This is a genomic window from Vibrio sp. R10-SG3-ISO3 (genome assembly GCF_059834225.1).
In genome coordinates this window covers 56,449-68,594 of the sequence record NZ_JCBDHE010000043.1, presented here as the reverse complement: position 1 = coordinate 68,594, position 12,146 = coordinate 56,449, and the positions used below count along the sequence as shown (strand labels likewise).

8 protein-coding genes are annotated in these 12,146 nt (G+C 48.5%); 7 read left to right on the top strand and 1 reads right to left on the bottom strand.

What is annotated here, in order from left to right; all coding sequences use genetic code 11:
* Positions 1–9: 9 nt before the first annotated feature.
* Complete coding sequence (locus AC6R1A_RS12150; protein ID WP_500633742.1) at positions 10–1,881, bottom strand: sigma-54-dependent Fis family transcriptional regulator; 1,872 nt, start codon at positions 1,879–1,881, stop codon at positions 10–12.
* Positions 1,882–2,217: 336 nt separating this feature from the next.
* Here AC6R1A_RS12150 and AC6R1A_RS12145 point away from each other — a divergent pair, with 336 nt between their 5' ends.
* The 7 genes from AC6R1A_RS12145 to recC all read left to right on the top strand — a co-directional run bounded on the left by AC6R1A_RS12145 (position 2,218) and on the right by recC (position 11,862).
* A complete protein-coding gene (locus tag AC6R1A_RS12145; RefSeq protein ID WP_487901690.1) occupies positions 2,218–3,309 on the top strand; it encodes an ABC transporter ATP-binding protein in 1,092 nt (363 codons plus the stop codon).
* Position 3,310: 1 nt separating this feature from the next.
* Entirely contained in the window at positions 3,311–4,411 is a 1,101-nt protein-coding gene (locus AC6R1A_RS12140; protein ID WP_500633743.1) for an ABC transporter ATP-binding protein, read from the top strand.
* Positions 4,411–5,274: a carbohydrate ABC transporter permease gene (locus AC6R1A_RS12135; RefSeq protein ID WP_500633744.1), complete on the top strand. Its 864-nt coding sequence runs from the start codon at positions 4,411–4,413 to the stop codon at positions 5,272–5,274. The genes AC6R1A_RS12140 and AC6R1A_RS12135 overlap by 1 nt, the downstream gene beginning before the upstream one ends.
* Positions 5,275–5,283: 9 nt before the next feature.
* Positions 5,284–6,108, top strand: coding sequence for a carbohydrate ABC transporter permease (locus tag AC6R1A_RS12130; protein WP_334551334.1), 825 nt, complete (start codon positions 5,284–5,286; stop codon positions 6,106–6,108).
* Between the two features lie 10 nt (positions 6,109–6,118).
* Positions 6,119–6,391 (top strand): DUF2160 domain-containing protein, encoded by a 273-nt coding sequence (locus AC6R1A_RS12125; protein WP_500633745.1) that lies wholly within the window; start codon positions 6,119–6,121, stop codon positions 6,389–6,391.
* Between the two features lie 149 nt (positions 6,392–6,540).
* Positions 6,541–8,259, top strand: coding sequence for an ABC transporter substrate-binding protein (locus AC6R1A_RS12120; RefSeq protein WP_500633746.1), 1,719 nt, complete (start codon positions 6,541–6,543; stop codon positions 8,257–8,259).
* A gap of 144 nt (positions 8,260–8,403) precedes the next feature.
* Positions 8,404–11,862 carry an exodeoxyribonuclease V subunit gamma gene (gene recC / locus AC6R1A_RS12115; RefSeq protein ID WP_500633747.1) on the top strand — a complete coding sequence of 1,153 codons (3,459 nt, stop codon included), beginning with the start codon at positions 8,404–8,406 and terminating at the stop codon, positions 11,860–11,862.
* Positions 11,863–12,146: the final 284 nt, after the last annotated feature.

Below are 12,146 nucleotides of genomic sequence, written 5' to 3'. Positions count from 1 at the left end.
ATGCGCAACCTAACGCAATCCTTCCTCTCGTAAGCGTTTATAGAGTGTATTGCGGCTGATATTAAGCGATTTAGCCGTAGCGGATACATTTCTACCATTTGCTTCATATACGTCTAGCCAATTTTCTGCCGGAGACTTGATGACGGAGAGGTGAGTGGTGACTTGCTCTCTCGCTTTTGGTTCTTTGTTGTCGACACACTCATTATTGCGTTTGAGATCGGCGAGGAAATCATCGGGTAAGTGCTCAACACTGATGCGTCCCCCCTCAGCCATGGCAGCTGCAATTTGGATGACGCTGACCATTTGACGAATGTTGCCTGGCCACGGATGGGCTTTAAACATCGCCAATACCTCCAAACTGAGAGTTGCTATAGAGTCTGATGGGGAGAACTGACGCAGCAACACCTTGATTAGCGCGTCTTTGTCGGTTCGCTCACGCAGAGGAGGGAGTGTTAAGTTGAGTCCTGTCACGCGATAATAGAGGTCTTGGCGAAAGTGTCCCTTGTCGACATCGAGCTTCAATTGTCGGTTTGTTGCGGAGACAAGTTTGAAATCTACTGGGTAAGCGGTTGTTGAGCCAAGAGGGGTAACTTTCCTTTCTTGCAACACGCGTAACAAACGTGCTTGAACATTGAGCGGCATGTCGCCCAGTTCATCAAGAAAAAGCGTGCCTTTGTTCGCTTTGCGAATCAGGCCGATGTAGCCTTTATTGCTCGCGCCAGTAAACGCGCCTTTCTCATACCCAAACAGCTCTGACTCTACCAGTTCCGCAGGAATCGCTGCGCAGTTTACCGCAATTAATGGTTGTGCCTGACGTTCACTTGAGCGATGGAGAGCGTTGACAAACACTTCCTTTCCGACGCCAGTTTCACCGTGAATTAATATGGGAATATCGGTATTTAAGATCCGCTCAGCGTGATTAATCGCTTTGGATAAACGAGGGTCACCGGTGTTGAGGCGTTTTAAGTCAATGTGCTTGTCGTTGGTTTGATGATCCGATTGTGTGGGCTTTAGACGGTAATCAAGGGCTCTAGCCTGCGGTTGCCTTGGCGGTGTGATGATGGCGAAAAAACGATGCCCAGTGTGGCTTGTTATCGATACAGGGGTGTATGCAGGGTGGGAAAGGAGTTTGTCGAGTTGAATATCAAACAGCTGATGAAGGTTCACCAGCGCGAGATCTTGACCGAGAACGACCTCGGCACGTCGATTCGCCGAAATTACAGTACCAGAACCATCAAACACTAAAATCGAAGACCATTGACTATCGATGTTTTCAGGAGAAGAGTTAAACCACAACATAAAGTGTTGCTGTTGAAAATGGCTCGTGATGAGTTGGTTTTCAATGGCTTGTGACATCAATTTAACCATACCCAACGTATGTGCCGTAGGCATGTAGGCGTCACTTGAAATCGATAATACCCCCGTCATTGTTCGTTGTGCATCGAAAATAGGTGCAGCGCTACCAGTCATAAAGCGATTGGATGTGAGGAAGTGCTCATCATGAAACACCTGTACAATTGAACCCGTTTCGAGTGCGGTTCCAATCGCATTGGTCCCGATTAAGCTTTCTTGCCAACTGACGCCATTTTCAAAGACGTGCGGCTGTCGCTGAGAGAAAAAACGTTGTTCCCCCCAACTGTTGAGTACGTGCCCTTGCGCGTTAGCTAGCGTAATTAAGCAATTACTATTGGCCAGGAGACTATCGTAAAACGGCAGAACTTTTTGTTGAGTGGTGGTGATAAGCCCTGAGTGTTCATCTTGAGCACGCGCGACCAACTGGTGGGACTGCTGTTCAATGATTGGAGCACTGCTATGACCTAGCCCGGCTTGTCTACAGCGTTGCCAAGACTCTTTGATAATGTGTTGATGTTCGTCGTTCATAGATTAGCCAAATAACAAGCGTAGATGAGATGTTTATTATTGTTTTTATTTCGAGTGAACATTAAATGTTCATAATTCGCTCAATAACCATACCATCAAGCTGAACATTTTGAACACGATCTGAACACATTTTGTTAACAAATGTGCGAGTGATCGCATCTCTGTTTTTACTGGTTAATGTTTTGTAATTTAATGAGTTGGGAAGCCATGGCAAGGTTTTTACTGAGTTTTTAATGATATTTGTTAAATAAATGTTTTAATTTTGTTTTGTTGGCACGTCTTTCGCAATTTGAGCACTAATGGATGCATAGTGCTCGAATTGAAAGGAGTCTTTTAGTGTCATTAACACTCGAACAAATCAACAAAATCGTCGACGGTGAAAGACATCTTAGCGATGTTAACCTGATCTTTGAACCGGGATCATTCAATGTACTGCTGGGCAGAACTCTAGCGGGTAAAACCTCTTTGATGAGGCTGATCGCTGGCCTAGATAAGCCAACCTCTGGCCGTGTACTCATGAATGGTATCGATGTGACGGGGATTTCGGTTCGTGAACGAAACATCTCGATGGTGTACCAGCAGTTCATCAATTACCCCAACTTAACGGTGTACGAGAATGTCGCGTCTCCGCTCCGCTTAGCGGGGATGTCTGATGATGAAATTGCGCAACGTGTCCATGAAACGGCCAAAATGTTGCGGATCACTGAGCATTTGAATAAGCACCCACTTGAGTTGTCTGGTGGCCAGCAGCAGCGTACTGCAATGGCCAGAGCGCTGGTGAAAGATGCCGATATCATTCTCTTCGATGAACCTTTGGTCAACCTTGATTACAAGTTGCGAGAAGAGTTACGCCAAGAGATGCGCGAGCTATTCAAAACACGCAACACGATTGCCATCTATGCCACAACGGAGCCGAATGAAGCGCTAGCATTAGGTGGAACCACCACGATATTGCATGAAGGCCGAGTGATTCAAGCGGGCCCGACATCTTCCGTATACCATCAACCAGACAACGTCGAGTCCGCGACTTTGTTCAGTGAGCCTCCTATCAATTTAATTGCAGGGGAGGTCAATACCAGCGAAGTGACCTTCGATCAAACGACGCATTTTCCACTCAATCATGTCTTAAGCAGCTTGAAGCCTGGCAAGTATTGCTTCGGTATTCGTCCGAGCCACTTAAGTCTGCTACCGAAAAATGATGACGATGTTGAGCTAACGGTTCAGGTTGAAGTCGCGGAAATCAGTGGTTCAGAAACGTTCCTTCATGTGCGAAACGCTCACTTAGACATGGTGCTTCACCTACCAGGTGTGCACAGCTATGACGTGGACGAAAGCATCAAGATCTATATTCCAATCCACAAATTCTACGTATTTGGTATGGATAACCACCTTATCCATGCCCCGAACCGTGATGTAAGAGGGCAATAAGATGGTCCAAATTACTTTGAATTCACTGGCGCATACATACGACAAAAAGCCCTCTCCAGATTCACTCTATGCCATCAAAGAGATGAATCATGTGTGGAAACAGGGCGGCGCGTACGCGTTACTTGGGCCATCAGGCTGTGGCAAATCAACGCTTTTGAACATCATTTCTGGCTTGATGATCCCATCTCAAGGCGATGTATTGTTTGATGAAACCCGTGTGAATGAACTCAGACCGCAAGACAGAAATATCGCTCAGGTTTTCCAATTCCCGGTGATCTACGACACCATGACTGTGTATGACAATTTGGCTTTTCCACTGCGTAACATGAAAGTGCACAAAGCCAAAATACACACCAAAGTAACGGAAATTGCGGACATTCTCGAGCTCACTAATGTGTTGAGTAAGAAGGCTCAACATCTCACCGCCGATGAAAAGCAAAAAGTCTCGATGGGGCGCGGTTTAGTTCGTGATGATGTCTCTGCGATTTTATTTGATGAGCCGCTCACCGTCATCGATCCCCAGCTGAAATGGAAGCTGCGCCGAAAGCTTAAGCAAATCCATCAGCAGTTCAACATCACCATGATTTACGTCACTCACGACCAGTTAGAGGCTTCGACGTTTGCCGATGAGATAGCCGTTATGTACAACGGCCAAATTGTCCAGTTTGGTACGCCCAGAGCGCTGTTTGAAAAACCCAATCATACATTTGTTGGCTACTTCATCGGTAGCCCAGGGATGAATCTTATCGAGGTGACGCCGTCGGCGAATGGCGTTTCGTTTGATGGCATTGAGCTGCCTGTATCTCAAGTTTATCAGCACGCTATTCGTCAACTGAATACCGATAACATCAAAATCGGTATTCGCCCCGAGTTTGTTCATGTCTGGGAGAAAGCCAACGATGCTGCCTTGCGATGTCAGGTAGAGCATATTGAAGACTTAGGCACCTACAAAATTGTCACACTCAGTATCGGTACTCAAACGATCAAAGCGCGATTACAAGAAGATCAACCTGTACCACGTGGTCACGCTTACATCAGTTTTCCTGAGCAATGGACCATGCTCTATGCCGACGAGTTCTTGGTTAAAGTAGGAGACGAGTAATGGATAAAGTGACAAATAACAAAGCATGGCTTCTCGTGCTACCTGTTTTTGCATTGGTCGCCTTCAGCGCCATTGTGCCGCTGATGACGGTGGTGAACTACTCGCTACAAGATATTTTCGATGCCAATACCGCTTATTTTGTCGGCACCGAGTGGTACCGAGAAACGCTCAATGATGAACGCCTTCACGATGCGCTGTTTCGTCAGTTCGGTTTTACCTTAACCATTTTGCTGATTGAAGTACCACTGGGCATTATCGTCGCACTTACTATGCCAACTAAAGGTCGTTGGTCGGCCTTTTGCTTAATCGTATTGGCGATCCCGTTGCTGATCCCTCTCAATGTCGTCGGTACGATTTGGCAGATTTTTGGTCGTGCGGATATTGGTCTGTTGGGGTGGACACTTAACAGTATTGGCATTGACTATAACTATGCCGGTGATCCACTCGATGCCTGGTTGACGGTGATTTTAATGGATGTGTGGCATTGGACTTCGTTGATCGCGTTGTTGTGTTATTCAGGGCTACGCGCCATTCCAGATGCCTACTACCAAGCGGCGAACATCGATCGCGCTTCAACGTGGTCCATTATCCGCTATATCCAACTACCCAAACTCAAGAGCGTTCTACTGATCGGGGTTCTGATTCGTTTTATGGACAGCTTTATGATCTACACCGAACCTTTTGTGCTCACCGGGGGTGGGCCGGGTAATTCGACGACTTTTCTCAGCCAAACATTAACCAAAATGGCCGTCGGTCAGTTTGATATCGGCCCCGCCGCCGCGTTTTCAATCATTTACTTCTTAATCATTCTTTTGGTGAGTTGGCTGTTCTACACCGCGATGACCCACGGCGAGAACAAGTAAGGGAATACTATGAATAAGACCAAATCCAAATACACACGTTATACGCAGATCATTGGTTTAGCGCTTTATATCTTATGCTTGATGCTGCCGATTTATTGGCTGCTCAATATGTCATTCAAAGAGAATCAGGAAATCCTTGGTAGCTTGAGTTTCTTTCCTCAACATTGGACGTTTAAGAACTACCACACCATATTTTCTGACTCGAGTTGGTACATGGGATACGTCAACTCTATCACCTATGTGGTGATGAACATGGTCATCACGCTCACCGTGGCACTGCCAGCAGCGTATGCGTTTTCTCGCTACAAGTTTGTCGGCGATAAGCACCTATTTTTCTGGTTGCTTACCAACCGAATGGCGCCACCTGCTGTTTTTCTATTGCCATTCTTTCAGCTTTATTCGTCCGTGGGACTCTTTGATACCCACATCGCGGTCGCGTTGGCGCACTGTTTATTCAACGTGCCATTAGCAGTATGGATTCTAGAAGGCTTCATGTCGGGCGTGCCAAGAGAAATCGATGAAACCGCCTACATTGATGGCTACAGTTTTCCGAAATTCTTTATCAAGATTTTTCTCCCGATGATTCGTTCTGGTATTGGTGTCTCGGCGTTTTTTTGTTTCATGTTCAGCTGGGTGGAACTGTTGTTGGCAAGAACCCTGACATCCGTTGACGCCAAACCTATTTCTGCCGTTATGACGCGCACGGTCAGTGCGTCAGGGATTGACTGGGGGGTGCTTGCCGCCGCTGGTGTGTTGACCATTTTGCCCGGTATTTTGGTGATTTGGTTTGTTCGTAACCACGTGGCGAAAGGCTTCGCCCTCGGACGAGTGTAAGGAGGCACACATGGCTTGGATGGCTTGGACAACACCGTCGGCGCTGTTTTTTCTCGGTATCGCTTTGATATTGCTCACCATGACAATTCGAGAGATCCGTTCTCCGTGCGTGGAGAGAAAAGGGTTTCTTCCTATATCGACAACACGAGGTGACCGACTATTTATTGGTTTGCTTAGCTCTGCATTTTTTCACTTGGGGTTTGTGGGGCTAACAGACTTATCCATTTGGGTGCCATTTACGTTGTGCGTAATTTGGCTAGGCACAGTATTGAAATGGGGATAACAACAGATTGCACCATCACTCGTGACAGACAGTGTGTGGTCGTTTGAGATCGCGAGTACTACCAATAACGACGTGAACCGAAGGAAGCTAAATCGTATGAGGGCTCTCCTGACGAAAACGAGAAGACTCAAATCTGGAGTGAAACAATAATGAAAAAGGATATTAGAAAATCGTACCTTGCACACTGCTTAGCGTTCTCTTTAGGGACGCTGGCATTGGTTCCGAGTGCTTACGCAGACATGGCGGCAGCAAAAAAATGGATGAGTGAAGAGTTTACCCCATCGACTTTGTCCAGTTCAGAGCAGGAACAAGAGATGCAATGGTTCATTGACGCCGCCAAGCCGTTCCAAGGTATGGAGATCAATGTCGCATCGGAAACTATCACGACGCATGAGTATGAAGCCAAAGTATTGGCGAAAGCCTTCTACGAAATCACAGGTATCAAAGTGAATCATGACTTGATTCAAGAAGGGGATGTGGTTGAGAAGTTGCAAACGCAAATGCAGACGGGACGCAACATCTATGACGGTTACATTAATGACTCTGACTTGATTGGTACCCACGTGCGCTACGGCAAAGTGGTTCCGATATCGGATTTTATTCAGGGTGAAGGGAAGAGTGTGACCAACCCTTATTTAGACCTGGATGACTTTATCGGGCTCGACTTTACGACTGGACCTGACGGAAAAGTATATCAGTTGCCAGATCAGCAGTTTGCTAACTTGTATTGGTTCCGCGCAGACTGGTTTGAGCGTGATGATTTAAAAGATCGATTCCGAAAAGAGTATGGGTATGAGCTTGGCGTACCTTTGAACTGGTCAGCGTATGAAGATATCGCCGAGTTTTTCAGCAACAAAGTACAAACTATTGATGGTGAACGTGTCTACGGTCATATGGACTATGGTAAGAAAGATCCATCATTGGGTTGGCGTTTCACAGACTCGTGGTTCTCGATGGCTGGGGCGGGTGACAAAGGCATCCCTAACGGTTTACCTGTTGATGAGTGGGGAATACGTATCGAAGGGTGCAGTCCTGTCGGCTCTGATGTTGCACGTGGTGGTGCGACCAATGGTCCTGCGGCGGTATATGCGACACAGAAATATGTAGATTGGTTAAAACAATATGCGCCACCTGAAGCGCAAGGCATGACCTTTGGTGAAGCTGGACCTGTGCCCGCTCAAGGCGCAATTGCCCAGCAAATCTTCTGGTATACCGCCTTCACCGCGGATATGACCAAGCCTGGGTTACCAGTCGTCAATGAAGACGGTACGCCAAAATGGCGCATGGCCCCGTCACCGCGTGGACCATACTGGGAAGAGGGCATGAAACTCGGCTATCAAGATGCTGGCGCTTGGACCTTCCTCAACAGCACGCCAGTGGATCGTCGCCAAGCTGCTTGGCTATATGCTCAGTTTGTTGTCTCAAAATCGGTCAGTTTGAAGAAGACGCTTGTAGGGTTAACACCTATTCGTGAATCGGACATCAACTCGCAAGCTATGACCGATGCGGCGCCGATGTTGGGTGGCTTAGTGGAGTTTTACCGCAGTGATGCGCGCAAACAATGGACCCCGACAGGGACTAATGTTCCAGATTACCCGAAACTGGCTCAGCTCTGGTGGCAATACGTATCTGAAGCTGCCAGTGGCGAGAAAACGCCACAAGAGGCTTTGGATGGATTAGCTGAAGCGCAAGATCGCGTATTGCAACGCCTAGAGCGCAGTGGAGCGCAAGGTGAGTGTGGACCTAAACTGAATCCGAAAAAGGACAGAGAGTACTGGTTGTCTCAACCGGGTGCACCGAAGCCTAAACTCGCCAATGAGAAACCTCAAGGCAAGACCATTGCATACAAAGATTTGATTGGCCAGTAACTCGACATTGATTTGTATAATACCCATGAGGCTCGCGCCCATGGGTATTTTTGTTTGAACGATATCAGATGGTTACAAATACTCTCTCTTACGGGCGGCTTATGCTAATCTCACCCTATCGTCCTCTTATCGTGTGAGCGCCTTGTGTTTACTGTCTATCATTCCAATCAAGTCGATGTGTTGAAATCTTTGTTGGTGGAGCTCATTCGCCATCAGCCGCTTGAGAACCCGTTTGAAGCCGAGCAGATTTTGGTTCAGAGCCCCGGCATGTCTCAATGGCTGAAAATGGAACTGGCGAAAGCGTTCGGCGTGGCTGCAAACATAGAGTTTCCTCTTCCCGCGACCTTTATCTGGAACTTGTTTACCCAGGTCTTGCCCGATGTGCCGACTCGCAGTGCGTTTAATAAAGAGGCGATGACATGGAAGTTGATGCAAGTGTTGCCATCTCAGCTAGAAAGGGACGAATTTGAACCGTTACGCCGTTACTTGGCTGACGATCAAGACAGCAGTAAATGCTATCAATTGGCAGAAAAAATTGCCGACATCTTTGATGGGTATCTGGTTTATCGACCTGAGTGGATCGCCAGTTGGGAGGCGGGGCAAGGTGTCGCTGAAATACACGATGAACACCCTTGGCAACCCATCCTTTGGCAAGCGCTCTACGATCAGACTCTGGCGCTAGGGCAATCGCCTTACCATCGTGCCAACCTCTATCAAGAATTTATCGAAGCGCTTGAACATCGAACGGGTGGTTTTGACCATCTGCCTAAACGCTTGTTTGTGTTTGGTATCACTTCTTTACCGCCGCGCTATATGGATGCGCTTAAAGCCATTGGTGAGCACATTGATGTCCACCTCATGTTCACCAACCCGTGTCGCTACTATTGGGGGGAGGTCCGTGACCGTAAATTCTTAGCAAAATTGGCGGCGAAGCGGCGCAAACATCTGGTGTGGCAAGAGGATCACTCAGAGTGGCAAGGCGAGAGCGAACCGCTCAAAGGTAGCCTTGAAGAGAATATAGTGGATGAGCTGCACACCGATGTGGTGGGGAACAGCTTGCTGGCCTCAATGGGCAAATTGGGGCGCGACAACATGTATCTGCTTTCTCAATTGGAATCCCATGAGATTGAAGCCTTTGTGGATATCGAGCGAGACTCATTGCTGCACGAATTGCAGGCCGATATCCTCAATCTTGAAGAGCATCAAGATGATACGTTGCTCGACACGAGCCACCATAAACGTCGCGTTTCGCTGCAAGACCGCTCACTGACCTTACATGCTTGTCATAGCCCAATGCGAGAAGTGGAAGTGCTGCACGATCAACTGTTGGCAATGTTTGAAGCGGATCCGTCGCTCAAACCGCGTGATGTGATTGTGATGGTGGCGGACATCAATGCCTACAGTCCGGCCATTCAAGCTGTGTTTGGCAATGCGCCGGGTGAACGATTCATCCCTTTTTCTATCTCGGATCGCAGTGCCAACCAAGAAAGCCCGATCTTGAACGCTTTCTTATTATTGACCATGCTGCCGCAATCGCGCTGTTTGGCCTCGGAGCTGCTTGAATTGTTGGAAACACCGGCGATCTTGGCGCGATTTGGTCTCGACGATAACGAGTTTATTCGCGCAAAACAGTGGGTAGAACAATCGGGGATTCGCTGGGGGCTCGACGGCCACACCGCGCAAGAATTTGATTTGCCTAAAACTGGCCAAAATACATGGCAATTTGGTATCAACCGCATGTTGCTGGGCTATTCGATGCCTGCATCGGCAGGGCTGCTGAACACCGAACAAGGTGAACTGGCGCCGTTCAACGAAGTTCAAGGTCTTGGCGCCGAACTGGCGGGCAAACTGGCTCACTATATTGAAACCGTTGCTCACTATCGCGCCAGGTTAGCGCTGAGCCAGGGGGTGGATCAGTGGCGCGAAGTGCTGACTCAACTGTTGGATGATTTCTTTTTGGTGGATTTGGATGGTGAAGCGGCGCTCAAATCCATTCGTGATACGTTGGCGATGCTCAAAGAGCAGCTGAATGATGCCGCGTTCAGTGCGCCGCTCTCTGCTGCGATTGTGACGCAATATTTGCGTGACAAGCTCTCTGGTACGCGGGTTAGTCAGCGCTTTCTTGCCGGCCAAGTCAATTTCTGTACCCTCATGCCGATGCGCTCCATCCCATTTAAGACTGTGTGTCTATTGGGGATGAATGAAGGCGTTTACCCAAGGTCTGTGCCGCCGGAAGGGTTTGATTTGATGAATGGTCGCGCCAAGCATGGCGACCGTTCGCGCCGTGATGATGACCGCTACCTTTTCTTAGAGGCGCTGTTATCGGCGCAGGATACGCTCTACATCAGTTATGTCGGGCGCTCAATTCAAGACAACACGCCGCGCATGCCATCGGTGTTGGTCTCTGAGTTAATGGAATATTGCCATCAAAACTACTGTTTGGAAGGCGATTCAGGTTTAGGCTGTGATGAGTCCGGCTCGCGCCTTGTTCACCACTTGAGCACGTCTCATCCTATGGTGCCGTTCAGCGCTGAGGCGTTTATTGGCGAGCGGGCAAGTTACGCTCAAGAGTGGTTACCTGCCGCCTTGCGCCAGGGGCAAAAGAGTGGTGATTTTCAGCGTCAGTTGAGTGACTACCTACTCGGCGCGCACTTTCCACTCGAGTTGGATTTAGTCGAGCTGCAACGCTTTTGGCGCCTGCCTGTTCAGTACTTTTTCAACCGCCGCTTGAAGGTGACGTTTGAGCCTCCGCAACCTGTGATGAACGATGAAGAGCCCTTTGTGCTGGGCGGACTGGAAAGCTATCAGTTGCGCGATGAGCTGCTTACGACACTGCTGACCGCTCACACATTAGCTGATCGCGATCCTAGTCGCTTGATGGCGCAATGTGTGGCGAAGCATCGCGCCGAAGGGCGTTTGCCTATTGGCGCTTTTGGTGACATTGAGTTTGAAACCAACCGAGTGCAAAGTGAAGAGTTAGCGAAAACCTTGCACGGATTGTGTCAAGCTCCTTGTGAGGATCATGAAGTCACTCTCACGTTGGATGTGCTTGGCGATGGCAAACCCGTACAGCTGGTCGGCTGGTTGACTCAAGTGTACCAATCTGGGCTAGTGCGTTTTCGTACTGGGCGGATTCGATCTCAAGACTATCTCTCCGCTTGGCTTGATCATTTGGCCATGGCCGCCAGTGGTCGTGCGCTGCGCACTCACCTGATCGGCTATGACAAAAAAGAAGGGGCGCAGCATCTGGTCTACCCTGCACTAGAGTCTCGTGAGCAAGCGTACGCACTACTCAATGAGCTGGTGGGTCTTTACTACCAAGGCATGAGTGAGCCTTTACCTTATTTCCCTCGTACCGCTTTAGCGGCGATAGAAGCGGGCTTTAGTCGCGGAAAGTGGGTGGACGATGAAGACAAATCGCTGAAAAAAATGGCCGATACGTTCAATGATGGCTACATGTCGAGTGGCGAAGGCAACGACAGTTACATTCGTCGTATTTGGCCGCAATGGGATGAGGAACTGGCCGCTCGAGTGCGTACATTGGCTGCTCGCGTCATTCAAGCACCTCGTCTCGCTGCACAAGATGCTGCCGATGTGTCGTAGAGGGGCAGTGAAAATGAAAAGTAAAAATAGCAGAAGGTAAAGTGGCCGCCAGAAAATCATTATAGTGTAGGGCGTTCGCTGTACGGCCACAGGTCAGAGGGACCATGATTTGTTGGGTTGATGGGCAGACACACTGCCTCAACTCGTGCTGCGAATACTAACGACTCACTCTATAGGCTGCTGTGAGTAAGATCGCAGAACTCCCCGTATTTTTATGGGGTTAACAGATAAAATAGCGTTTTATTAACCGGATCACATTGAGTATTAGCACTAATATTGTCGAG